The following is a 23,624-nucleotide window of genomic DNA, read 5'->3' as shown; positions in this document are numbered from 1 at the left end:
GCGGCGGCGATCCCCGCGGCGATCAGATCGACGCCGGTGCTGTGTTCGATCGCCTCGGCCAGGCCGTTCCCGCCCATCCGGGCGCCCATCTCGATCAGGTAGAACTTCCCGTCCCGGCCCAATACCGCGTCGAGCGTGAGCGGCCCGGTGCGGTAGCCGAGTTCCGCGCACAACCCGGCCAGCATCACCGGGAGCGCGCGGTCGACCATCGGCGGCAGCCCGGCGGGCAGAAGATGGGAGGCCGTCACGAAGAACGGCGGCGGCGTGAGCGTGCGCCGGGTGACCGCGTGGAACACGATCCGGCCGTCGACCACGAGCGCTTCGATCGTGTAGTGCGAGCCGTCGAGATGTTCCTCGACGACCAGCCGTCCGGACGGCGAGAACGCGAGCGAGTCGGTGAACGCGGTGTCCAGGCCGCCGGGGCTCGCGCACGAGACGACACCGCGGCTGCCGGAGGAGTCGACCGGTTTCACCAGCGTGGGGAACCGCAGCTGCTGCGCGGCGAGCGCGAGATCCGGTCCCGGCTTTCCGCCGACACTGCGATAGGTCGGCAGGCGCAGCCGGTCGCAGAGTTCACGGAAGACGGACTTGTCGACGGACGCGGCGACGGCGGCTTCGGGCAGCGGGTCCGGCAGGTTCCAGTGCCGGGTGAGCCAGGCGAGCGCGGGCAGGCCGACGTCGCTGGCCGGGCAGAGCACCCCGGCGATGTCGTCCCGTCCGTCCAGCGCCGCCGCGATCTGCTCCGGCGCGCGGACACTGACCTGGACGAACTCGTCGGCCAGCGCCACCGCGGGCGCGCTCGCGCGCACGTCCACGCAGACGGTGCGGAAACCGAGTTCCCGCGCCCGGTGGTACGTGCTGACCGAACCGTCGGCCCCGCCCAGGATCACCAGGCTCCGAGGTGCCGCCGTCTCTTCGGTTTTCTTCACTCCCGCCTGCCTTTCCCCAGGATGGATCTCGGCCATGGCCGAGGCGTAGAGCCGGTCGTCCTCGTCGACCGGGAAGTTGGCTTCCCTGATGTAGAACTGCCGTGGCCGCGGCTGTCCCGCGCCGACCACGACCAGGTAGCGGACGGTCAACGCGAGCACCGTGAGCAGCACGGAGAACAGGACGAACGTCAGCGCCGACGCGGCGGTCAAGCCGAGAAGCCCGGTGGCGGCCGCGATCCCGGCGAGTACCGAGGTCCCGGCGGTCAGCATCGCCGTGCTCGAAGCCACCGTCGTCAGCCGCCGGGTGAAGCCGACGAACAACTCGATGGCGTGCGAGGAAAGGAAACCGAAGCCGACCTTGGACTCGCCGCGTTCACGGGCCCGGTGTGCCACCTGAACGGTGGTGTAGCGGCTGGTCAGCCTCGGCACGGTGGCGAGGAAGTACGGGGTGCCCAGCCGGAGATCGACGATCTTGCGCGCGAGCTCCGTGCGCACCAGGCGGAACGCCGTCGCGCCGGGAGGGATTTCGATGCGCAGCACGCGACGGCCGAGGAAATGGAAGGCGGCGGTGCCCCAGCGTCTTAGTAAGGGATCTTGCCTATTTGTGCGCACGCCGAAAACGGCGTCATTGCCCTCCTCGGCGGCGATGATCAATTTCCCCGCCTCGGCGGCCGGGAACTGCTGGTCGGCGTCGATATGCAAGATCCACGGTTTCCCCGCGTACCGATATCCGGCGGAAAAGGCAGCTTCGAAGCCGAAGTTCCGGGTGAAGGACACGTACCGCACCCGAGGGTCGGTGTGCGCGAGCGCGCGGATGACGTCCAGCGTCCCGTCGGTACTCCCATCGTCCACATAGAGCAGTTCGAGGGCGAGATTTCCCAACTCGGCGACGATCTCCTGATAGGAGGGCTCGACGTTGTCGACTTCGTTGAAGCACGGGACGACTACGGTGAGTCCACTCTGCACAGGTCCGGGTATCGACCAGCTCATCTGTCGAATCCCTGCGGTGAGTGCGCTATCGTGTTCGCAGCGTCACTCGTCGTGATTTCACGGTTCATGAGTCCCCTTGGCCCCAGGCGGCAGGCAGGTCGTGCCGGCTCGAAAGTTCCCGTGTTATAGGCAGACTCGCTTTGTTCCCGCCAGCACATCCCGAAAGTTCGTCCTTTCAGCTCAGTCGAAAAGGTGGGAAGTCGGCCGGAAACCGGATGAACCAGGCGCGGGGTATTCCCAAACCGGCGTCGATGACGCAAGCTTGCGCGCCATGTGGACAGTGGGGGTGAGTGCCGCCTGGCGGGCCGCCTATCGGCGGTCGGTGCGGTCGGCCTTCGCGACGGTGCCGTTCTACCGCGAGCGCTGGGCACTGGACGGCAGGACGGATCCCGTGCTGGTGCCCGGTCGCACCGGGACGGACGCCGGCGCGGCGCCGCTGGCCGAGGCCGTGCACAAGATCGTCGACCTGGTACCGCTCGCCGGTGGCACGCAACGGATCGAGCCGAGCCGGGGGCTGGGTCCCGTGCTGCGCAGGGCACGTTCGGTGACCGGGGACGCACTGGTCGTCGTGCTCGGCGGGGACGAGGCGCGGGCGCCGGTGGACCTGCCGCGTGGAGTTCGTTGCTGCGTGGTGGATCCCGACGTACCGGCGCCGAGTGTGCTGGCGGAACTGTCGGCGGAGCTCCGCCGCGGTCGTCGCGTGCTCGCGATCGGTGACGACAAGCAGCTCGCCGTCTTCGCGGCGGCGTTGCCCGAAGACCGTGCGTACCGGGTCGAATCGGTACCGCGACGAGAACTGGACACAATAGACTCCGGCCCGTACGGAGTGCTCCACGATCCGGCGCTGGGCTACCTGGGCGCGATCGAGGAATGCGGCCGGTGGCACCTCGACTGGCCTCGCGTCTACGCGCGCCCGACGACGGGCGGTCTCGCGTTCACGCTGCTGCGTCAGGATTCCCCGCGGTTCGTGGACGTGCTCCCGGCGGGCGGCGTCCGTGGTGAGATCGCGCCGTGCCCGCGACACGGGACACCGGTCGTGCTCACGTGAAGATCGGCTTCCACGATCCCCGCACCGACTCCGTACCCGGCGGCTGGACCGAGTTCTCCCGTGCCGCCCGCCTGCATCCGGTGTGGGACTACGACGTGATGGGACTCGACGCCTGGACCGCGCGGAACCCGCCGATGCTCGCCACCGTCACGGACGGTGCCGGGATCGTCGCGGCGTTCTCCGTGCTGGTGTGCCGTCCTCGGCTCCGGTACCGCTTCGCGCCGACGCCGGGACACCGGTTGCTTCGTCCGTTCTGGGCCGAGGTGTGTCAACCCTGGCTGAGCGGCTACCCGGGTCTCGCGTTCGCGCCGCAGGTCGAGGGCGCGGAACGGCGGCCGTTGATCCGGGAATTCGAACGCGCACTGCGCAGTCGGCTCGGCCCCGGCCTGCTCGGCGTCCTGTACCGGGCGCTGAGTCACGACTTCGCCGAAGACCTCCAGGGTCCCGGACGGCTGGTGAAGGCCGTCGATTCCGTGGCGGTGCTGGAAAACCGCTTCGCTTCGGAAGACGAATGGATCGCGTCGCTGCCCAAGTCGCGCCGGAGTGGGCTGCGACGGCAACGGCGCAGGCTGGCCGCCGACCCCGGTGTGGTGGTCGAGGGTGGTGCCGGGCGGGCGGACGTGCACACGCTGACCTACACCGGCGCCGACGGCAGACTGCTCGCGGTGAACACCCTGCTCGATCATCCGGACAGTCCGGCGAAACAGCATTGGGGCACCTTGCCGGCGGACGAAGGCGGACGGCGGGGACTGCTGTTCGACTCCTACATCCACGCCATGCGCTATGTCACGCGGCGCGGCGTCAAGGAGCTCACCGCCGGGCGCGGACTGCCCGAACTCAAGGCCACGCTCGGTTTCCGGGCGCGTCCGGTGTACGCCGCGGCCGTGCCGAGACCGGTACTGGGATGGTGACGATGAAGGTGGCGGCCCGGAGCACCGCGTTCGAGGTCGAGGTGCTCGATCCGAGGAGCGCGGCCGAACCCGAGGGCTGGAGCGGTTTCCTGCGGCGGGCGAGGCTGTGGCCGGTGTGGGAGTACGAGGTCCTGCGCCGGGAAGCCTGGATGGCGAAGAACCCCGCGGTGCTCGCGGTGCTCCGCCGGAACGGGACGATCGTCGGCGCGTTCACCGTGATGGTGTGCCGGAGCTGGCGGGCGGGTGACTTCGCGCCGCTGTCCGTCCCGGGTGGACGGTTCCGCCCGCGCTGGGCGGAGGCCTACCTCTGGCAGCTCAGCGGATACCCCGCCGGGGTGCTCGACGAGCGGCTGGACGAGACGGAGCGGCGGGAACTGGTCCGCCGGTTCGAACGAGCACTGTGCGCCCACCTCGGCCCAGGACTGCTGGGCCTGATCTACCGCGCGATGAATCCGGAGCTCCTCCCGGCGCTGGACGGCCGCGGCCGGATGTCCCGCGAGATCGACCCGGCCGCCGTGCTGGCCAACGAGTACTCCACTGTGGACGAATGGGAACAGGCGCTCGATGACGGAACCCGGAAGACGCTGCACGAACTGCGTGAAGACGGGGACCTGCGTACCGATGCGGCGACGGCCCGCCGGGACCTGGACTGCCACGAACTGGCCGTGCTGCTCAACGCCCACCGGTCCAGGCAGGACGACCGCGCCTGGGCCGGGGGACAGCGGTCGCGGTTCGGCGGGCTGCACATGGACACGCGCAGCCCGATCGCACCGTCCTATCTGGACGCACTGGTCCGCCGTCCGGACGTCATCACCCGTACTTACCGCGACGGATCCGGGCGGCTGCTGGGATTCGGCACGGTGTTCGACGCCGAGGACGGCTGCGCGCTGCACCAGTGGGCCGCGCTGCCGAGTGCGGACGGCGGACGGAAAGGGCTCTATGTCGACTTCTACGCCAGGGGAGTGGAACACATGATCACGTATCGGCGCCCCGAACTGACCGCCGGCCGGGCGATGCTCGAGAACAAGACCCCGCTCGGTTTCGGCACCAGGTCCCTGGTGTCGGTCGCCGTGCCGAGACCGGTGCTGGGCCGATGACCTGGGACGTGCGGGTGCTCGACCCGCGGACCGATCCGGAACCCGAGGGCTGGGCGGCATTCCTCGTCGCACAGCAGGCACCGGTTCCGTGGGACTACGGGTTGCTGCGGGTGGAGTCACGCTTTTCCCGCAGCCCCACCGTGCTCACGGTGATCAGTGACGGAGGCGAGATCGTCGCCGCGGTACTGGCGATGCTGTGCGCCCCGGTCTCGCCGGACCGCCCCGGTGCCGTGCGCGGCTTGGCGCGGCTCGGGCCGCGCTGGGTCGAGGTGCAGCACGCGTGGCTTTCCGGATACCCGCCGTGGCTGTTCGCGGACGGTGTCGACGCCGCCGACCGGCGGGAGATCATGCGCCGGTTCGAACGCGCGGTTTGCCGCTACACCGGACCCGGTTGTCTCGGAGTCCTTTACCGGACCGTCGAGCCGGAAACGCTCGACATGCTGACCGGACGGGGCAGGCCCGTGCGCGACACGATGCCGACGTCGGTACTGGAAAACAGGTTCGTCGACGTCGACGGGTGGCTGGCGTCCCTGCGCCGGAGCAGGCGGCTGAGCCTGCGCGGCCAGTCGAAGAAGATCGCCGCCGACCCGGACGTGATCGTCCACACGGAGGCCGCCCGCACCGACCTCGACGCACTCGAACTGGCCACCATGTTGCGGGAGCACCGTCAGCGGATGGGACCGGTGAAGTTCGACCGGCGCGGTCCGGTCACCGCCGAATACCTCGGCGAACTCGTGCGCAGACCCGACGTGATCACCTCGACCTACCACGACGGCGAGGGCAGACTGCTCGCGTTCACCAACGTGCTCGACCATCCCGTCGCGCCGCTGCACCAGCATTGGGCCGCGCTGGCCCCGGAAGAAGGACGGCCGAAACACCTCTACTTCGAGGCCGTCGTCCGGAATGTGCGCTACATGATCGAAGGCAACCGGAAGTCCCTGTCGATGGGCCGGGGACTGACCGACCTCAAGGCGACACTCGGTTTCCAACCGGTCCCGTTGCTCGGGGTCATCGTGCCGAGACCGGTGACGCGATGGTGATCGAAGTGCTGGACCCCCGCCGCGATCCGGAGCCCGCCTACTGGAAACCGTTGCGGGCCAAGGCCGGTCTGCGCGCGGACTGGAGCTGGGAGGTGCTCACCACCCAGGCGTGGGCGGCGCGCACCGAGCAGCCGGTCACGGTCCTGCTCGAAGACGGGGAACCGCGTGGCGTGGTCAGCTCCGCTTGGGTCACCGGCCTCACCCGGCGGCACCGGTTCGCCCGCCCGGTGGGACGCGGACGGATCGGTGGGCTCGACGTCCGTGCCCCCGGTTCGGGTGCGATGCCGGGTTGGTGGTTCGATGGCGCGGACGACGACGGCGGCGTCGGCAGGCTGCTGGACGCGTTCGTCCCGGCCATGCGCGCGGAACTCGGTTTCGGCCTGCGCGCACTGCTGGTACGCCAGGTCGGCGAGTCCGGTGTGGACAGTGTCCGCGGCAGGCTGAAGATGGTGCGCCGGACCGAGGACGTGGCGGTCCTCGACGTCTCGCCGTTCTCGAGCCGCGACGACTGGATGTACTCGCTGGCCAGGAAACGCAAACAGAACCTGCGTAAGATCTTCCGGACCTTCGATGCCGACCCGTCGATCGAAGTGCGCGTGCGGCCGGGCGCCGAGACCGATCCGGTCGAGATCGCGGAACTGCTGCGGTACAACGAATCCAAACACCACGATGTGCCGATCGTGCCGCTCCCGGCGTTCGTGGGGTACGTGGGCGCCCTCCTGCGGCAGCCGGACGTGCACGTCATCGAGTACCGCGAGACGGCCACGGGCCGGGCGATCGCCGTCGCGACCCTTCTCGACCATCCGACGCTGCCGATCGCCCGGCACTGGGCGGCGCTGCCCCCGGAACTCGGCGGGCGGCCCGATCTGTACTTCCACTTCTACGGTGAAGCGGTGCGGTGGGCGGTGGAAGCCGGGCGGCCGCAGGTGGTGTTCGGGAAGAAGATGTCGGAGATGAAGGCTTCGCTGGGGGCGCATCTGGTGCCGCAGTACGCGGCCGCGGTGGCGCTGCTCTGAGCTTGTCCGGCCGCTGCGTCGGATTACGGGGCGCTGGAGGCCAAGCCCCGTAAGAAGAGGTCGATGGCGAACTCGAAGCGTTCCTGCGCGGTCTCCGCGGTGAAGTACTCACCCGAAGCCAGCAGGTTCGGGAAGGCGCCGGGCGGGAACGACGTCATGTACTCGACCATCCGCTTGCCGCGTTCCTCCTGATCGGCCAGGTCGATGTCGCCGTGTTGCCAACCGGCGCCTTCGTAGGCGAAGGCCTTGGCGTAGAGCCATAACGCGTCCGCGGCGAACAGGGCCCGCTTGAGGTCGAGGCCGCCCGCGCGCAGCACCGCGAGCATCGCTTCGGCCTGCTGCAGGGCGTTCGCGCCGACCGGGACGGGGATGGCCCACGCGATCTTGGCGATCCCGGGGACCGACGTCAGCGCGCGGACGTTGTCGCGCAGCAGCTCTTTCGCCTGTTCGACCCATCGCTGCGGATCGGGCTCCGGGAACGGGCCGAAGGCGAGCACGTGGTCGACCATCAGTTCGTGGAGCTCTTCCTTGTTCGCGACATGGGCGTAGAGCGACGCCGGGCCGGTCTCCAGCGCCTGGGCCACGCGCCGCATGCTCACCGCCTCCAGTCCCTCGGCGGCGAGGAGGTCCAGTGCCGTCTTCACCACGAGCTCCTGGGACAGCACGGGTTTCTCGGCGCGACGCCGGGGCCTGCTCACTTCGTTCGCCTCCTGGTCCGGGGTTCGCCGGGAACTCTACTTGACGCGAACACCGTTCGCCTGTAGAACGGTGTTCGTCAAACGAACAGCGTTCGTCTAGCTGGAGGAAACCATGACCGAACGACAGGCCGAAATCCTGGCTGTGCTGGCCAAGCTCGCCGACGCGTGGAACGACGGCGACGCGGCCGCGTACGCGTCGCTCTTCACCGAAGACGCCGACTACGTGACTTTCTTCGGGATGAACATGCCCGGCCGGGCGATGATCGAAAGCGCGCACCGGTCCCTGTTCGAGGGGCCGCTCAAGGGATCGAAGCTGGAGGCGGGCGGTGGCGAGCCGAAGATCCGGTTCATCCGGCCGGAGGTCGCGATCGTCGTGTCCGGTGGCGGGTCGTCGCTTTCGGGCGGCAAGCCGGAGCCCGGACGGGAATCGACACTGACCTACGTGCTCGTGGAGGAGTCCGACGGTTGGCGCGTCGCGTCCTTCCAGAACACCCGGGTGAGCGATCCGGCCGCGAGGGCTTCGTGAAGCATGACCAACCGGTTCTTCTTCGGATTCGAGGAACGTGTCCGGGAGGGCTTTGATCGGATGATGGGAGATCTCGCCCGGCCTGGCGGCGAGGGGCGTACGCTCGGTTAGGTTCACCTAACCCACGAAAGGAATCGTGCATGGCCGAGGCGAGGAGAGCGGTATCAGCGACCCGGTTGCGGGTGCTGCGCACCGAACGGATCACCCCGCATATGGTCCGGATCGTCGCGGGGGGCGAAGAGATCGCCTCGTTCAAGCCCAACGAATTCACCGACGCCTACGTCAAGGTGCACTTCCCGGTGCCCGGCGTCACCTATCCCGAACCGTTCGACCTGGCGCGTGTCCGCGAGGAACTGCCGCGCGAGCAGTGGCCGCGGATGCGCTCCTACACCGTCCGGGCGTTCGACCCGAATCTCGGCGAGCTGGTGCTCGACTTCGTCCACCACGGTGACGAGGGCGTGGCCGGACCGTGGGCCGCCGCCGCGAAACCGGGCGACGAGCTGATCGTTTCCGGACCTGGCGGGGCGTACGCGCCGGGCGAGGAGGCCGACTGGCATCTGCTCGCCGGGGACGAGAGCGCCCTGCCCGCGATCGCCGCTTCGCTCGAGGCGATGCCGGCGGGTGTGCCCGTGCACGCGGTGATCCTCGTGGAGGACGCGGCCGAAGAGCAGTCGCTGACCACCAAGGGCGACGCGCGGATCACCTGGCTGCACCGGAGCCGGGGTGACGATCTCGCGGCCGCCGTCCGCGCGCTCGACTGGCGTGAGGGTGTCGTGCAGGCGTTCGTCCACGGTGAGGCCGGGTTCGTCCGGGACCTGCGGCGTCATCTGCTGGACGACCGGGGCATGCGGCGCGACCTGCTGTCCATCTCCGGATACTGGCGGATCGGGAAGACCGACGAGGCGTGGCGACTGGAGAAACAGGCCGAGCGGAACGCGTAGCCTCGGTCGCATGATCGAGCTGAAGGTGGACGTCGACCCGGCCGAGGTGGGTTTCGACGCGGAGCGGCTGCGCCGGATCGACAAGCATTTCGACGGGTACCTGGAGCGCAAGCGGATTCCCGGGTATCTGGCCGTGGTGACCAGGAACGGGAAGGTCGCGCATCTCGCGTCGAACGGGCAGCGTGACATCGAGGCCGGGCTGCCGGTCGAGACCGACACGATCTGGCGCGTCTACTCGATGACGAAGCCGGTCACTTCCGTCGCCGCGATGATGCTCGTCGAAGCGGGGCTCATCGACCTCAAGGACCCGATCTCCCGCTGGCTTCCGGAATTCTCGGAACCGCGGGTGTTCGCCGGGGGCTCGTCGGTGAAGCAGGCGACCGTGCCCTCGGCCGAACCGATCCGCGTCTGGCACCTGCTCACCCACACCGCGGGGCTGACCTACGGTTTCCACCGCACGCATCCCGTCGACGCGCTCTACCGCGAGGCGGGATTCGACCTCGGCACCGCGCCGGGGCTCGATCTGGCGGGCGTTTCCGAAGCGATCGCGCGGCTGCCGTTGCTGTTCCAGCCGGGCTCGGAATGGAACTATTCGGTCGCGACGGACATCCTCGGCAGGCTCATCGAGGTCGTCTCCGGTCAGTCACTCGACGTCTTCTTCGCCGAGCGGATCTTCACCCCGCTCGGCATGCACGAGACCGGATTCCAAACCGCCGCCGGTGATCTCGACCGGCTGGCCGCGCTCTACGTGCCGCATCCGGTCACCAAGGAGCCGTTCCGTCACGACGAGCTGGGCAACGTCGGCCGCGTCGCGCCCTCGTGCTTTTCGGGTGGCGGAGGGCTGGTCTCGACGGCGGGTGACTTCCACCGTTTCGCCCAGATGCTGGTGCGCGGCGGCGAACTCGACGGCGTCCGCCTGCTCGGTCCGCGCACGGTCCGGCTCATGGCGACCAACCACCTGCCCGGCGGCGTGGACCTGGAGACCTGCGGCCGGACCGGGTTCTCCGAGGCGCCGTACGACGGTTTCGGCTTCGGGCTGGGCTTTTCGGTGCTCGACGACCCGGTGAAGGCCAAGACCCTCGCCAGCGCCGGGGAATTCGCCTGGGGTGGCGCGGCGAGCACCGCGTTCTGGGTCGATCCGGACGAGGACATCACGGTCCTGTTCTTCACCCAGTTGCTGCCGTCGTCGACCTACCCGATCCGCGTCGAATTGAGGAACCTGGTGTATCAGGCTTTGGTCGACTGAGGGGGAGCCATGCGCCGGATCGTGGTGGTCGGGGCCGGACAAGCCGGACTGGTACTGGCCTTGGGCCTGCAACGGCACGGATACGCCGTCACCGTGGTCACCGACCGCGACGCCGAAACGATCCGGTCGGGGAGGCTCATCTCGAACCAGTGCGTGTTCCACCCCGCGCTGACCCGGGAACGCGCGCTGGGCATCAACTTCTGGGACGGACGGGCCCCGGAGATCCTCGGCGCGTCGTTCGGGCTCGCCGGGGATTCCCCGGAGCCGGCCGTCTCGTGGCAGGCCCGGTTCGACCATCCCGCGCAGTCGGTCGATCAGCGGGTCAAGGTGTCCGCCTGGCTGACCGTCTTCGCCGAACGCGGCGGCGAAATCCGGATCGGCGAGGTGACCCCGGAGGGGCTGGAGGAGTACGCCCGCGAGTTCGACCTCGTGCTGGTCGCGGCCGGACGGGGACCGCGGTTCGACGCGCTCTTCCCGCGTGACGACGCACGTTCCCCGCACCGCGAACCGCAGCGGACCATCGGGATCCTGTACCTCGTGTCCGGCCGGCACGAGCCGCTTCCGGTGTATCCGGGGCTGACGTTCGGGCTCTCCCCGGCGGGTGAGCTGTTCGGGCTGCCGATCCAATCCGTGCGCGGCCCCGTCTTCGGTCTCGGATTCTTCGGCGTGCCCGGTGGCCCGATGGACGTCTGGGACGGCGTCACCGGCCTCGACGAGCATTTCGCCCTCGCGATGACGTTGTTGCGCAGACAGTTCCCGTGGGTCGAGGAGTCGCTGGCCGACGCCCGCCCCAGCGGGCCGCTGGACGTCCTGCGCGGCCGGGTTCTGCCGATCGTGCGCGATCCGGTCGGGACATTGCCGTCGGGGGCGAAGGTCCTGGCGATGGGCGACGCCGCGGTGACGAACGATCCGGTCGCCGGGCAGGGCGCGAACATGGCGGCGCACGCCGCGGCCGTCTACGAACGGCGCATCCTCGACCACGGTGACCGCCCGTTCGACGAAGCGTTCCTGCGCGGCACTTTCGCCGAATACTGGGAAAAGGCGCAGCACGCGACCCGGCTGAGCAACGATCTGCTCGGTCCGCCGCCGGATCACGTGCTGGCCACCCTGGAAGCCGCGCAGACGGCGCCCGAGGTGGCGCGCCGGTTCGCGAACATCTTCTCCGACCCCGTCGACTACGCCCGTTGGCTCACCGACGAGGACACCGCCCGGGCCTACCTGGCGTCGAACGGCGCGTGATCCGGGGCGCAGACGGTGCCGCGCGCCGGAAGGCGTCCGTGGGACAGGTAGGCGTCGACGGCCGCGTCGACACAGGCACTGCGGTTCAACGCGCCGTGTCCCCAGGCGTCCAGCGTGAGGAGCCGCGCGTTGCCGAGGATGCGTTCGGCCCGCCGCGCCCCGGCGTACGGCGTTTCCGGGTCACCCTTGCCGTTGGCCAGCAACAGGATCGGCGCGGTCGGCCGGTTCCACGGTCCCGTGTACCGCGCCGGGTCGGAGGCGGGCCAGAAGGCACACGGCAGGGAGAGATACGTGTCGTACGAACCGAAACCGCGGCTTTCCCGGTCGGCCGCGCGGGCGGCGCGGGGCCAGGCGGCCGGGTCACGCGGGTTCGCGGTGTCCGCGCAGATCGTCCCGCCGCCACCCATCGCGGAATCGAAGGGCGTCGGGATGGCTTTCGTCGAGACGGGTTTCGTCGCGGACTGGAGGAACTCCGCCAGCGCGGGGGAGCGGGCCTCGTCGATCAGCGCGTTGTGGGTACGCCGGATGACCTCCTGATAGGTGATCGGCCCCGGGGTGGCTTCGAGCCGGTCGAGGAGCGCGTCGTACTTGGCCCGCAGATCCTTCCCCGGCTCGCGGAACGCGCACCGCGTGTCGGCCGCGCACGCGTCGAGGAACGCCTGCAGCGCGCGGTCCGCGTCCCGGAAGCCGCCGAGCCTGGTGCTGAACGGGACGTTCGCGTCCTCCGGACGGTGTCCGGTGGACCAGGCGATCGGATCGTTGACGGCGTCCAGTGCCAAGGCGCCGACCCGATGCGGGAACAGGTTGGCGTACACCTCGCCGACGTAGGTGCCGTAGGAAAGCCCGTAGTAGCGCAGGCGGGGCTCGCCGACGGCTTGGCGCATCCTGTCGAGGTCCCTGGCGACGTTCGCGGTCGACAGGTGCCCCAGTAGCGGCCCGGCGTTGCGGCCGCAGGAGGCGGCGACCTCACGGACGTCGGCGAAATGCCTGGTCTCCTGCTCCGCGGTGATCGGGAAGTTCCCCAGAACCCGTTTGAGCGGCTCGGTTTCCTCCTCGCCGGCGAAGCAGCGCACCGGTGTGCTGGCGCCGATGCCGCGGGGGTCGAAGCCGACGATGTCGAACTGCCGGTGCAGGGACGGGGTCTGGAATCTGCTGAAGCGACCCTGATTCCCCGGGCCGCCGGGGTTGGTGAAGAGGGTGCCGCGTTTGTGCTTCTGGTCCGTCGCCGGGAGACGGCCGAGCGCGATGGTGATCCGAGGTCCGTCCGGGTCCTGATAGGACAACGGGACCTCGATCTCGGCACAGTCGTAACCCGGTGGCGATCCGGATGGGCAGGGACCCCAGGCGAGACCCTTCGGCGCGGCCGAGACCGCGGGCGCGATCGTGATGGCGGCGAGTGCGGTGAGAGTGAGCACAGTAGCGATGCGGAATCTGGTCACCCGGCCAGCGTCTCGCCTCGCGGGCGCGCGATCCCTGGTGCTCGTACCCGGAAAAATGGTGGGGTACGCCCCTCCATGTTCAACATATAGCGCACCGGGGGGCTTGCGGCAAGACCCCGGTGGTGCCGCAGAATCCTCGGCCGTAGCCAGAACAGGCCGAACAGGAGTGAAGATTTGACGGACGTCGACGTGATCATCGTGGGTGCCGGCCCGACCGGTCTGATGCTGGCCGCCGAACTCCGGCTGGCCGGTGCGTGCCCGCTGGTCCTGGAACGGCGGCCGGAACAGGGGAAGACTCCGAAGGCCCACGGCCTCAGCGGGCAGATCCTGGACCTGCTGCACTATCGCGGCCTGCTGGAGCGGGTGCGGGCGCTCGTCACCGACCCCGTCCCGCCGCACCGGTTCCCGTTCGGTGGGGTGCACGTCGACCTCACCCGGTTCGAGGAGCCGCCGCTGAAGGCGCTTTCGGTGCGGCAACAGTCGCTGGAGCGGCTGCTCGAGGAGCACGCCATCGAGCTCGGCACGGAAGTGCGTCGCGGGCACGAAGTCGTCGGGCTGCGCCAGGACGACGAGTCGGTGACCGCCGAGGTACGCGGACCGGACGGAGCGTACGAGGTCACCGCCCCATACCTGGTGGGCTGCGACGGTGGGCGCAGTCCCGTCCGCTCGATGGCCGGGATCGGCTTCCCCGGCACCACCTATCCCGAAGTCAACCGGATCGGGCAGGTCAAGATCCCCGACGGGCTGACCGTCCACGACAACGGTGACATCGAGACGCCGGAACTGGGCCGGATCAAGGCGGGCTTCACCCGCACCGACGCCGGCGTGTTCGCGCTCGGTTCGCTGACGCCGGGGATCCTGTTCATCCAGACCACTGAGGACGATCCCGGCGAGGTCGACGACGACGTGCCGATGACCCTGGCCGAACTCGGGGACAGCATCCGGCGGGTCCTCGGCGGCGACGTCCCGCTGGGCGACCCGGTCCGGCTCTCGCGCTACCAGTTCTCCGCCCGCCAGGCGGAGCGCTACCGCGAGGGGCGGATCCTGCTGGCGGGCGACGCGGCCCATCTGCTGCCGTCCACCGGCACGGCGATCAACGTCGGCATGTCCGATTCGGTCAACCTGGCGTGGAAGCTGGCCGCCGAGATCCAGGACAGGGCGCCGGAAGGACTGCTGGACACCTATCACGCGGAACGGCACGCCGCCGGTGCGCGTGCGCTCCTGCAGTCCCAGGCGCAGGTCGCGTTGCGGCGCGGGCACGACGAAGCCGCCGAAGCGCTCCGCGCGGTCTTCCAGGAACTGCTGGACGACGAACAGGCCGCGCGGCGGCTGGCTTCCCACGTCGCCGGGACCGACACGCGCTACCCGATGCCGGGTTCCGGGCACGCGCTCGCCGGCATGTTCGTCCCGGATCTCGCGCTGGAGACCGACGAGGGGGCGACCAGCGTCGCCGAACTGCTGCGGCCGGCGCGGCCGGTCCTGCTCGACCTCGCCGGACGGCCCGAACTGCGCGAACTCGCGCAGGGACGCGTCGACGTCCATACCGCGAAGGCCGAGGACCGGCCCGCCGACGTCCTCCTGATCCGCCCGGACGGCTACGTCGCCTGGGCGGGCGACACCGACGCCGAAGGCTTGCGCGAGGCCCTCGCCGCCTGGTTCGGCTGACCCCACGCGATTATTTGAGGGGCAAGTCAAAGGTGTCGTGGTCGTGGGTGGGCCGGCGGTGAGGTGAAGGCGTCCTTCGCCCCTGCTCTGCGGTGCGAGCCCGTTCGTCCCGGGGGCGGGCGGAGCTAAGCCGTGACTCGCGTGCTTGGACGCCGCACTCGGGTTGTCCGGCGTCCAAACACGCGAGTTATTGAGGGGTAAGGCCAAGTTGGGAGGTTGCGAAAGTGGCTTTCACAACGTCGGGTGCCGGGGGTGCGGTAGCGAGGAGGGGGCTTTCGCGGCACAGTCGCTCCACGGCCGCGAGCGAATACCCGCGACCAGACACCCTCGCCTTACCCCCACGCAATTAGTCACCTACTTGCGGCGGTTTCGCGCGCAAGTAGGTGACTGATTGCGGGAGTCAGCGGTTGATGATCTCCGAGCCGTAGCGCTTGAGGGTTTCTTCGCGCTGGTCGTGCATGAGGTACAGCGCGAACTGGTCGACACCGAGCGAAGCCAGCTCCTCCAGGCGTTCCACCTGCGCCGAAGACGGCCCGAGCAGGCAGAACCGGTCCACGATCTCGTCCGGGACGAAATCGGTCGACGGATTGCCCGCCCGTCCGTGGTGCGAGTAGTCGTAACCCTGCCGCTCGCGGATGTAGTCGGTCAGTTCGTGCGGCACCGGCCCGGAATCGCCGTACCGCGCCACGAGATCCGCGACGTGGTTGCCGACCATCCCGCCGAACCAGCGCAACTGTTCCCGCTGATGGGCGAGATCGTCTCCGACGTACGCCGGGGCCGCGAGGCAGATCGTGATCCCGGCCGGATCCCGTCCGGCCGCGCGGGCGGCCTCACGGACCGAACCGATGGTCCACCGGGCGATCGCGGGATCGGCACACTGGAGGATGAAGCCGTCGGCGTGTTCGCCGACCGTCTTCAGCGCCTTCGGCCCGTATCCCGCCATCCACATTTCGAGTCTGCCGTTGCGGATCCAGGGGATCTGCACCGGCTTGTCCCGCAACAGGACTTCGCGCCCTTCGGCCAGTTCCTTGACCACGTGCATGCAGTCGCGCACGGTGGCCAAAGTGGACGGTGGCAGGCCGACCACCCGGTGTGCCGAGTCGCCGCGGCCGATGCCGCAGACGGTCCGGTTGCCGTACATGTCGTTGAGCGTGGCGAAGGTCGACGCCATCACCGACCAGTCCCGGGTGGCCGGGCTGGTCACCATCGGGCCCACGATCATCGACGACGTCGCCGCGAGGATCTGCGAGTAGATGACGAACGGTTCCTGCCACAGCACGCACGAGTCGAACGTCCAGCCGTAGCGGAAACCCTGGTCCTCGGCGGCCTTCATCAGCCGCACGAGATCGCGTGCGGGCGGGTCGGTCTGGAGAACTATCCCGAAGTCCACGGCCACCGCCTCAGTTCAGGTACTGGTTCAGGTCGCGCGAGAGGAATTTCCCGTGCGTCGTACTGCCCGAGAAGCCGGACGGCGACACGACCACGCGCCCGCGCGAGAGCACCGTCTCGACCTTGCCGGTGATCTCCATGCCCTCGTAGGCCGAGTAGTCCACGTTCATGTGGTGTGTCTCGACCGACAAGGTCTGCTTCGCCGCCGGGTCGTAGACGACGATGTCCGCGTCCGAACCCGCCGCGATGACACCCTTGCGCGGGTACAGCCCGAACATCCGCGCCGGCGTGGTCGAGCAGGTCTCGACCCAGCGGCCGAGGGTGAGTTCACCCGCCACGACACCCTGGTGCAGCAGGTCCACCCGGTGCTCGACACCGGGGATCCCGTTGGGGATCGCGCGGAAGTCGCCGCGGCCGAGCTCCTTCTGGTCCTTGAAACAGAAGGGACAGTGGTCCGTCGACACCACCGAGAGATCGTTGGTACGCAACCCTCGCCACAGATCCGCCTGATGTGACTTCTCCCGCAGCGGGGGAGAAGCGACGTACTTCGAACCCTCGAAATCCGGTTTGGCCAAGTCCTCAATGGACAGATAGAGATACTGAGGACACGTCTCCGCGAAGACGTTTTGCCCGTTGTCGCGTGCTTCCGCGACCGCCGCCAGTGCCTGTGACGCCGAGAGATGCACGATGTACAGCGGCGCCCCGGTGACCTTGGCCAGCTGGATCGCGCGCGAGGTCGCCTCGCCCTCCAGTTCCGGCGGGCGGGTGAGCCCGTGCTGCACCGGGTCGATCTTCCCGGCGGCGAACGCCTGCGCGGCCAGCTGGTCGATCGCGATGCCGTTCTCCGCGTGCATCATGATCGTCGCGCCGATCTCGCGTGCCTTCTGCATGGCCAGCAGGATCTCGCCGTCCGTGGAGTAGAAGACCCCGGGATATGCCATGAACATCTTGAAGCTGCCGACGCCGCCGTCGACGCAGGCCTGCATCTCCTTCAACGACGAATCGTTGACGTCGGAGACGATCATGTGGAAGCCGTAGTCGATGGCGCAGTTGCCGTCGGCCTTCTCGTGCCACTTGTCCATAGTGGACAGAAGGGACGTGCCCTTGGCCTGGACGGCGAAATCGATGATCGTGGTCGTCCCGCCCCACGCCGCCGCCGTCGTCCCGGTGCCGAAGGTGTCGACGGAATGCGTTCCGCCGAACGGCATCTCCATATGGGTGTGCGCGTCGATCCCGCCGGGCAGCACGTACCTTCCCGTGGCGTCGATCACCGAGTCGGCGGGCCCCAGCGTGCCGGGGGCACCGACGGCCGAGATCGTCTCGCCGTCGACGAGGACGTCCGCCGCCGAAGCGCCCGCCGTCGACACCACCCGCCCGCCGCTGATGAGGGTGGTCATCACGCCTCCGCGAGGGGTCCGTAGCTGTCGGGACGGCGGTCTCGATAGAAGGCCCACAGGTCTCGCACTTCGGCGAGCTGACCCATGTCGAGGTCGCGGATGACGATCTCCTCCTCGGTGTCGGAAGCGGCCTCGCCGATCAGCTGACCGCGAGGGTCCGCGAAATACGATTGACCGTAGAAATCGTTGTCGCCCAGTGATTCGACGCCGACCCGGTTGATCGTGCCGACGAAGTACTCGTTCGCGACGGCGGCCGCGGGCTGCTCCAGCCGCCACAGGTACTCCGAAAGGCCCCGGCTGGTCGCCGACGGGTTGAACACGATCTTCGCGCCCGCCAGGCCCAGCGCGCGCCAGCCCTCCGGGAAGTGCCGCTCGTAACAGATGTAGACGCCGATGCGGCCGACGGCGGTGTCGAACACCGGGTAGCCCAGGTTTCCGGGCCGGAAGTAGAACTTCTCCCAGAACCCCTTCACCTGCGGGATGTGGTTCTTGCGGTGCTTGCCGAGGTAGGTGCCGTCGGCGTCGATCACCGCGGCGGTGTTGTAGTACACGCCGGGCTGCTCGACCTCGTACATCGGGACGACCAGCACGACACCGTGGCGTTCGGCGACCTCCTGCATGAGCTTGGTCGTCGGCCCGTCGGGGATGCCTTCGGTGTAGGAGTAGTAGTCGGTGTCCTGCACCTGGCAGAAATACGGGCCGTAGAACAACTCCTGCAGGCAGACGACCTGCGCTCCCTGCGAAGCGGCCTTGCCGATGGCTTCGACCGCGTTGGCGATCATCGACTCCTTGTCACCCGTCCACCGCTGCTGGATCAATCCGGCTCGGACCAGGTCGCTCACTTGCGTCCTCCTCGATATAGGTGGTGCGCTTGCGTTCGGACAGGGACAGCAGCAGGTAGACGACGAAGGCGCCCGCCAGGCCGACGACCCAGTTGTAGTCGTAGAGCGGTTTCAGGAGCGGGATCAGGCCGTCTTCGGGGAACGGCCCGCCGTACGCGCCGCCGACCGAGAGCACGGCGCCGACCAGCGTCGCGGCCAGCGCGCGCCAGTTCCAGCCGCCGTTGAACCAGTAGACGCCGCGTTCGGTGTAGAGATCCCGCAGTTCGAGGTGCGTGCGGTTGACCACCCAGTAGCCGGCGACGAGCACCCCGGCGACCGCGCCGAGCAGACCGCCGTAGAAACCGAGCCACGCGAAGATGTAGATGTTCGGATCGGAGTAGAGGCGCCACGGCTGGATGAGGATGCCGATGATCCCGGTGATCAGCCCGCCGACGGCGAAGGTGATCTTCTTCGGGAACGCGTTGGAGAAGTCGTAGGACGGGCTGACCACGTTGGCCGCGAGGTTCGCCGACACCGTCGCCAGCACCAGCGCGATCAACGCGACCACCACGACGACCGGCGAGTCGAACCGGTCGGCCAGTTTCGCCGGGTCCCAGATCTGCTCGCCGTAGAGGACGCTGCCACCCGAGGTGGTCAGGATGGCCACGATCGCGATGAACGTCATCGTGGTCGGCAGGCCGAGGATCTGGCCGCGGACCTGTTTGCCCTGGCTGCCGCCGAACCGGGTGAAGTCCGGCATGTTCAGCGAAAGCGTCGACCAGAACGCGATCATCGCCATCAGCGCCGGGGCGAACACCTTCCAGAAGTCCGGTCCCCAGCCGAGTTTCCCCGGTTCGGCCAGGATCGGCCCGAGCCCGCCCGCCTTGACCAGCACGTAGCCCAGCAGGATCAGGAAGCCGACCGACACCAGCGGCGCCGTCCAGTTCTCGAATTTGCGGACCGCCTCCATGCCGCGCCAGATGATGAGCATCTGCACTAGCCAGAACACCCCGAACGAAAGCCACAGCGTCCAGTGCTGGCCGAGGACGACGGTGGAGTCCTTCCAGCCGGAGCCCGCGAGCCGCCCGACGATGATGTAGATCGCCTCGCCGCCGACCCAGGTCTGGATGCCGAACCAGCCGCACGCGATGAACGCCCGCAGCAACGCCGCCAGGTTCGCGCCGCGCATACCGAAGAAGGCGCGGGCGAACACCGGGAACGGGATGCCGTACTTCGTCCCGGCGTGGCTGTTGAGCAGCATCGGGATCAGCACGATCAGGTTGCCGATGGTGATCGTGAGCAGCGCCTGCACCCAGTTCATCCCGAGCGCGATCAGCGACGCGGCGAGCGCGTAGGACGGGATGTTGTGCGCCATGCCCATCCACAGCGCGAAGTAGGTGTAGGTGGTCCAGGTCCGCTTTTCGACCGGGACCGGGGCGAGTTCTTCGTTGTAGAAGCGGCTGTCCTTCAAGGACTCGACCTCGCCGAGTTCGACCCGGCCATCAGGATGCACGTGCTGCGTTCCGCGTGCCGTCGGCTCCATTGCGGAATCGTGCTCGCCCGCGCCGCGCGCGTGGGACTGGCAGACTGTTCACTGTTGAGGGCGTCGGAGCGCAGACTGTCGATTGCGTTCGAAGGCTCCTGGTGCATGACCTGCGTCACACACACGGTCGTAGCAATCCGGCAAACCGGCCGAAACATCTCCACAGGATCTCCACAGCTCACCCGGATGGTCTCCACGGCCGGTGCTTACAGTCATCCCCATGGAACTGGGAGGACGCCGGGTGCTGGTCGTCGAGGACGACGTGACGATCGCCGAGAGCATCGCCGCGCGGCTGCGGGCCGAGGGATTCACCGTGGATCTGGCGCACGACGGCCCTTCCGGCGTCGAGACCGACGCAGAGCGGGAGCCGGATCTGGTGGTGCTCGACGTGATGCTGCCGGGGTTCGACGGACTCGAGGTCTGCCGCCGGATCCAGGCCCGCCGCCCGGTCCCGGTGCTGATGCTGACCGCTCGTTCGGATGAGACGGACATGCTGATCGGGCTCGGCGTCGGCGCCGACGACTATCTCACCAAGCCGTTCTCCATGCGGGTGCTCTCGGCGCGGGTGCACGCGCTGCTGCGCCGCGTCGAACGGTCGGCCCGGACCGACGTGAGCGAAGCCGGTACGAAGATCGTGCTCGGCGACCTCGAAATCGACGTCGAGCAGCGGCGGGTCACGCGGGCGGGCAACCAGGCCCAGCTGACGCCGATCGAGTTCGACCTCCTCGTCCACTTCGCGAAGCGTCCGAGAGCCGTGCAGCCGAGGGAACGCCTGCTGAGCGAGGTCTGGGACTGGGACGTCGCGGGCACGGGTTCGGGCACCCGCGCCGTCGACAGCCACATCAAGGCACTGCGCCGCAAACTGGGCGCGGACCTCATCCGCACCGTGCACGGCGTCGGTTACGCGCTGGAGGTGGGATCGTGAAGCTTCGCCCGCTGCTCGGCCGGATCGTCGACGCGCTCCCGAGACCGCTCGACCCGGTCCGCTCCATCAAACTCAAACTCGCGATACTGCTGGTGTCCTCGGGCGGTATCGCGTTCGCCTTCTTCAACTGGCAGATCGGCTGGCTGCCGCCGCGGACCACGATCGCCGCGATGGTGCTCGCCGTGGTCACCTCGCAGATCCTGGCGCACGGGATGACCAGGCCGCTGCGCGAGATGACCGCCGCCGCCCGCGCGATGGCCAAGGGCGACTACACCCGGCGGGTCCGGGCGACCGCCCGCGACGAGGTCGGGGAGCTGTCGCACGCCTTCAACCAGATGGCCGCAGACCTCGACGCCTCGGATCAGCGCCGGCGCGAGCTGATCGCGAACGTCTCCCACGAACTCCGCACGCCGATCACCGCGCTGAACGGGGTGCTGGAGAACCTGGTCGACGGCGTTGCCAAACCCGATCCGGCGACGCTCAAGACCGCGCTGCAGCAGACCGAACGGCTCGGCAGGCTGGTCTCGGAACTGCTCGACCTCTCACGGATCGACGCGGGCGCTTTCCCGTTGCAGCTGGAGGAATTCGACCTCGAACTGCTGCTGGAGGAGGTCGCCGCCGAAGCCGGCGTGACCGCCGCCGCGACCGGGCGTGGCGTGCGGTTCGCCGTCGACGTCCAGCCGCCCGGAGCGACGGCGGTCGCCGACCGCGGCAGGCTCTACCAGGTCGTGGTCAACCTGCTCGACAACGCCGTCCGGCACGGCCCGGCCGGGGGAGAGGTCCGGGTGCGGGCGGAGGCCCGTGAGGCCGATGTCGTCATCGAGGTCGAAGACGAAGGCCCCGGGATCCCGCCGGGGGAGCGGGACAGCGTGTTCGAGCGGTTCACCCGCGGCGAGCGGGCCGGCGGCGGGGGCACCGGTCTCGGTCTCGCGATCGCGCGATGGGTGGTCGACCTCCATGACGGCAGCATCGCCGTCGTCACCCCCGAGCAGCGGCAGGGCTGCGTCATCCGCGTCGTGATCCCCGTTCCGTAGTTCCTCGCCGCAGGTATTCGGCGGCTCCGCGCACACTGCGAGATGTGCTTTCGCAAACTGGAGGATTTGATGAGCGAAGACCAAGAAGAGCGGCAGGCGCACGCGTCGCCCCCGAAGGCGACGAGCACGATGGCTCCGACCGTGCCCGACGGAGCCTTGCCACCCCAGCCCATGCCGTCCGCACCGCCGATCCCGGTGCTGATGCGGCCCCGCGTGCCGCCCAAGTCGGCGATCGTCCCGTTGCCCGGCTCCGTCCTGCCCGCTGCGGTCGCGGCCGGACTGGTCACCGCCGTCGCCATGCCGGACGACCCCGGAGCCGGCTGGTTCGTGGCCGGGCTCGCCTTCGCGGTGGCCGTCTACTTCGCCGACAAACGCGCCCGCGGTGACGCCGAACCGCATTTCCGCCTGGTCAACGCGGTGTGGGCGGCGGCAGCGCTGGGACTGCTCGCGGTCGGCATGTTCCGCGCGTCGGTGTGGCTGAACGTGCTGTGCGTGCTGGCCGCGTTCGTGGCCGGATCCCTCGCGGTGGTCGGGAAACGCACGGTGAACACGATCGTCTACGACGTCTTCGCGGTTCCGATCGAAGCGCTGCTTTCGATCCCGTGGATCGGGCGCGGGCTCTCGAAGCTCGGCACGAAACAGGAAGGCCGCGCACGGCCGAGGTTCCTGGTGCCGGTGCTGGCGAGCGCCGGACTGCTGCTGGTGTTCGTCCCGCTGTTGCGCGGCGCGGACGCCGCGTTCGCGAGCGTCGTCGACGCGGTGATCCCCGAGCTGAGCCCGGGAACCTTCGTCCGCTGGGGTTTCCTCTTCGTCGTGGCCGCGTTCGCCGTCACCGGGGCGTGCTACCTGCTGGCGGCGCCACCGCTGCCCGCCGACGACGAAGCGCCCCGCAAACGGCTCGCGCACCGGCTCGAATGGACGTTGCCGCTGGGTGTGCTGGTGCTGCTGTTCACGAGTTTCGTCGTGGTCCGCCTGGTCGTGTTGTTCGGCGGCACCGAATACCTCCTGGCCACGAGCGGCCTGACGGCGGCCGAATACGCCAGGAGCGGGTTCTGGCAGCTGTCCGCCATCACCGTGCTGACCCTGGTGCTGGTCGCCGCCGCGTTGCGCTGGGCGCCGAAGTCCTCGGCGGCCGATCGCGCCTGGCAACGGGGACTGCTCGGCGCGCTGAGCGTGCTCAGCCTGGTGCTGGTCGCGTCGGCGTTGAGTCGCATGTGGACATATCAGCAGGCCTACGGGTTCACCGTGCTGCGGCTGCTGGTCGAGGTCTGCGAACTCTGGATCGGCCTGATCTTCCTGCTGGTGCTGGTTTCCCTGATCCCGCTGCGGTCGGCCTGGCTGCCGCGCGCGGCCATCGGAGCCGCTGTCGCGGCGTTGCTGGGGCTGGCCGTCCTCGATCCGGAACGGTTCATCGCCGACCGCAACATCGACCGGCTCGCGCACGGAAAGACACTCGATACCGGTTATCTGTCCCGGTTTTCCGCCGACGTCGTGCCGTCGGCCGACCGGCTCCCGGAGCCGCTGCGGTCGTGCGTGCTCGGCAGGGTCGTGCCGGGAATCCCGGAAGATGATTGGCGTGAATGGAACCTGAGCCGGTCCCTCGCGCGTCAGACCCCTGTTGCCGCGAAGGACGGGATCGGGTGCCGGTACCTGCCCCGTTCTTGAGTCGTGACACCACGGCCTTGATCGCCCTCGTGGGGGTGAGGGCGATCAAGGCCGCGGTGAACGGC

19 protein-coding genes and 2 pseudogenes are annotated in these 23,624 nt (G+C 69.0%); 13 read left to right on the top strand and 8 right to left on the bottom strand.

Going from position 1 to position 23,624, the window contains the following annotated elements; all coding sequences use genetic code 11:
• Positions 1-5: 5 nt before the first annotated feature.
• Together ACIHAO_RS28800 and ACIHAO_RS28795 are read right to left on the bottom strand one after the other, a co-directional pair.
• Positions 6-581 (bottom strand): annotated as a pseudogene (locus tag ACIHAO_RS28800) (acetyl-CoA carboxylase biotin carboxylase subunit family protein); the annotation flags it as partial.
• 387 nt (positions 582-968) lie between these two features.
• A pseudogene (locus ACIHAO_RS28795) lies at positions 969-1,919 on the bottom strand (glycosyltransferase family 2 protein); the annotation flags it as partial.
• 322 nt (positions 1,920-2,241) lie between these two features.
• Between ACIHAO_RS28795 and ACIHAO_RS28790 the strand changes: the two are divergent.
• The 5 genes from ACIHAO_RS28790 to ACIHAO_RS28770 are packed head-to-tail and all read left to right on the top strand — an operon-like array spanning position 2,242 to position 7,031.
• Positions 2,242-2,967, top strand: a complete 726-nt coding sequence (locus ACIHAO_RS28790) for a hypothetical protein (RefSeq protein ID WP_396563186.1) — start codon at positions 2,242-2,244, stop codon at positions 2,965-2,967.
• Positions 2,964-3,878 (top strand): GNAT family N-acetyltransferase, encoded by a 915-nt coding sequence (locus tag ACIHAO_RS28785; RefSeq protein WP_396562996.1) that lies wholly within the window; start codon positions 2,964-2,966, stop codon positions 3,876-3,878. Before ACIHAO_RS28790 ends, ACIHAO_RS28785 begins: the two co-directional genes overlap by 4 nt.
• Positions 3,872-4,975 (top strand): hypothetical protein, encoded by a 1,104-nt coding sequence (locus tag ACIHAO_RS28780; RefSeq protein WP_396562994.1) that lies wholly within the window; start codon positions 3,872-3,874, stop codon positions 4,973-4,975. Before ACIHAO_RS28785 ends, ACIHAO_RS28780 begins: the two co-directional genes overlap by 7 nt.
• Positions 4,972-6,015: a GNAT family N-acetyltransferase gene (locus ACIHAO_RS28775; RefSeq protein ID WP_396562992.1), complete on the top strand. Its 1,044-nt coding sequence runs from the start codon at positions 4,972-4,974 to the stop codon at positions 6,013-6,015. The genes ACIHAO_RS28780 and ACIHAO_RS28775 overlap by 4 nt, the downstream gene beginning before the upstream one ends.
• Entirely contained in the window at positions 6,009-7,031 is a 1,023-nt protein-coding gene (locus tag ACIHAO_RS28770; protein ID WP_396562990.1) for a GNAT family N-acetyltransferase, read from the top strand. The genes ACIHAO_RS28775 and ACIHAO_RS28770 overlap by 7 nt, the downstream gene beginning before the upstream one ends.
• Positions 7,032-7,054: 23 nt before the next feature.
• Here the strand turns inward: ACIHAO_RS28770 and ACIHAO_RS28765 are convergent, their stop codons facing one another.
• Positions 7,055-7,729, bottom strand: coding sequence for a TetR/AcrR family transcriptional regulator (locus ACIHAO_RS28765; protein WP_396562988.1), 675 nt, complete (start codon positions 7,727-7,729; stop codon positions 7,055-7,057).
• 112 nt (positions 7,730-7,841) lie between these two features.
• Here ACIHAO_RS28765 and ACIHAO_RS28760 point away from each other — a divergent pair, with 112 nt between their 5' ends.
• The 4 genes from ACIHAO_RS28760 to ACIHAO_RS28745 all read left to right on the top strand — a co-directional run bounded on the left by ACIHAO_RS28760 (position 7,842) and on the right by ACIHAO_RS28745 (position 11,681).
• A complete protein-coding gene (locus ACIHAO_RS28760; RefSeq protein WP_396562986.1) occupies positions 7,842-8,255 on the top strand; it encodes an SgcJ/EcaC family oxidoreductase in 414 nt (137 codons plus the stop codon).
• A 140-nt stretch (positions 8,256-8,395) separates the two neighbouring features.
• Positions 8,396-9,196 carry a siderophore-interacting protein gene (locus ACIHAO_RS28755; protein ID WP_396562984.1) on the top strand — a complete coding sequence of 267 codons (801 nt, stop codon included), beginning with the start codon at positions 8,396-8,398 and terminating at the stop codon, positions 9,194-9,196.
• A gap of 10 nt (positions 9,197-9,206) precedes the next feature.
• Entirely contained in the window at positions 9,207-10,442 is a 1,236-nt protein-coding gene (locus ACIHAO_RS28750; RefSeq protein WP_396562982.1) for a serine hydrolase domain-containing protein, read from the top strand.
• A 9-nt stretch (positions 10,443-10,451) separates the two neighbouring features.
• Positions 10,452-11,681, top strand: coding sequence for a styrene monooxygenase/indole monooxygenase family protein (locus ACIHAO_RS28745; RefSeq protein ID WP_396562980.1), 1,230 nt, complete (start codon positions 10,452-10,454; stop codon positions 11,679-11,681).
• Here the strand turns inward: ACIHAO_RS28745 and ACIHAO_RS28740 are convergent.
• A complete protein-coding gene (locus ACIHAO_RS28740) occupies positions 11,657-13,120 on the bottom strand; it encodes an alpha/beta hydrolase (protein WP_396562978.1) in 1,464 nt (487 codons plus the stop codon). The two genes, ACIHAO_RS28745 and ACIHAO_RS28740, sit on opposite strands and share 25 nt — an antisense overlap.
• 174 nt (positions 13,121-13,294) lie before the next feature.
• On the opposite strand from ACIHAO_RS28740, the gene ACIHAO_RS28735 reads away from it, so the two are divergent.
• Complete coding sequence (locus tag ACIHAO_RS28735) at positions 13,295-14,785, top strand: FAD-dependent monooxygenase (protein ID WP_396562976.1); 1,491 nt, start codon at positions 13,295-13,297, stop codon at positions 14,783-14,785.
• Positions 14,786-15,185: 400 nt separating this feature from the next.
• Here the strand turns inward: ACIHAO_RS28735 and ACIHAO_RS28730 are convergent, their stop codons facing one another.
• The 4 genes from ACIHAO_RS28730 to ACIHAO_RS28715 are packed head-to-tail and all read right to left on the bottom strand — an operon-like array spanning position 15,186 to position 19,935.
• Positions 15,186-16,175, bottom strand: coding sequence for a TIGR03842 family LLM class F420-dependent oxidoreductase (locus ACIHAO_RS28730; RefSeq protein ID WP_396562974.1), 990 nt, complete (start codon positions 16,173-16,175; stop codon positions 15,186-15,188).
• Between the two features lie 10 nt (positions 16,176-16,185).
• Complete coding sequence (gene hydA / locus ACIHAO_RS28725) at positions 16,186-17,571, bottom strand: dihydropyrimidinase (protein WP_396562972.1); 1,386 nt, start codon at positions 17,569-17,571, stop codon at positions 16,186-16,188.
• On the bottom strand, positions 17,571-18,413 hold the full coding sequence (locus ACIHAO_RS28720; RefSeq protein ID WP_396562970.1) for a nitrilase-related carbon-nitrogen hydrolase: 843 nt from the start codon (positions 18,411-18,413) through the stop codon (positions 17,571-17,573). Before ACIHAO_RS28720 ends, hydA begins: the two co-directional genes overlap by 1 nt.
• Positions 18,364-19,935, bottom strand: a complete 1,572-nt coding sequence (locus ACIHAO_RS28715; protein WP_396562968.1) for an NCS1 family nucleobase:cation symporter-1 — start codon at positions 19,933-19,935, stop codon at positions 18,364-18,366. The genes ACIHAO_RS28720 and ACIHAO_RS28715 overlap by 50 nt, the downstream gene beginning before the upstream one ends.
• 241 nt (positions 19,936-20,176) lie before the next feature.
• Here ACIHAO_RS28715 and ACIHAO_RS28710 point away from each other — a divergent pair, with 241 nt between their 5' ends.
• The 3 genes from ACIHAO_RS28710 (at position 20,177) to ACIHAO_RS28700 (ending at position 23,559) form a co-directional block, all read left to right on the top strand.
• Complete coding sequence (locus ACIHAO_RS28710) at positions 20,177-20,860, top strand: response regulator transcription factor (RefSeq protein WP_255431387.1); 684 nt, start codon at positions 20,177-20,179, stop codon at positions 20,858-20,860.
• Complete coding sequence (locus ACIHAO_RS28705) at positions 20,857-21,894, top strand: ATP-binding protein (protein ID WP_396562966.1); 1,038 nt, start codon at positions 20,857-20,859, stop codon at positions 21,892-21,894. The genes ACIHAO_RS28710 and ACIHAO_RS28705 overlap by 4 nt, the downstream gene beginning before the upstream one ends.
• A 69-nt stretch (positions 21,895-21,963) precedes the next feature.
• Entirely contained in the window at positions 21,964-23,559 is a 1,596-nt protein-coding gene (locus ACIHAO_RS28700; RefSeq protein ID WP_396562964.1) for a DUF4153 domain-containing protein, read from the top strand.
• The last annotated feature ends 65 nt before the right edge of the window (positions 23,560-23,624 follow it).

This window comes from Amycolatopsis sp. NPDC052450 (assembly GCF_044547565.1).
GTDB lineage: Bacteria > Actinomycetota > Actinomycetes > Mycobacteriales > Pseudonocardiaceae > Amycolatopsis.
This window is presented reverse-complemented; position numbering and strand designations above follow the sequence as displayed.

Coding starts and splice junctions, on each gene's coding strand:
- ACIHAO_RS28770 (WP_396562990.1), top strand. CDS start 6,009: ATGGTGATCGAAGTGCTGGACCCCCGCCGCGATCCGGAGCCCGCCTAC.
- ACIHAO_RS28715 (WP_396562968.1), bottom strand. CDS start 19,935: ATGGAGCCGACGGCACGCGGAACGCAGCACGTGCATCCTGATGGCCGG.
- ACIHAO_RS28745 (WP_396562980.1), top strand. CDS start 10,452: ATGCGCCGGATCGTGGTGGTCGGGGCCGGACAAGCCGGACTGGTACTG.
- ACIHAO_RS28760 (WP_396562986.1), top strand. CDS start 7,842: ATGACCGAACGACAGGCCGAAATCCTGGCTGTGCTGGCCAAGCTCGCC.
- ACIHAO_RS28775 (WP_396562992.1), top strand. CDS start 4,972: ATGACCTGGGACGTGCGGGTGCTCGACCCGCGGACCGATCCGGAACCC.
- ACIHAO_RS28700 (WP_396562964.1), top strand. CDS start 21,964: ATGAGCGAAGACCAAGAAGAGCGGCAGGCGCACGCGTCGCCCCCGAAG.
- ACIHAO_RS28780 (WP_396562994.1), top strand. CDS start 3,872: ATGGTGACGATGAAGGTGGCGGCCCGGAGCACCGCGTTCGAGGTCGAG.
- ACIHAO_RS28755 (WP_396562984.1), top strand. CDS start 8,396: ATGGCCGAGGCGAGGAGAGCGGTATCAGCGACCCGGTTGCGGGTGCTG.
- hydA (WP_396562972.1), bottom strand. CDS start 17,571: ATGACCACCCTCATCAGCGGCGGGCGGGTGGTGTCGACGGCGGGCGCT.
- ACIHAO_RS28750 (WP_396562982.1), top strand. CDS start 9,207: ATGATCGAGCTGAAGGTGGACGTCGACCCGGCCGAGGTGGGTTTCGAC.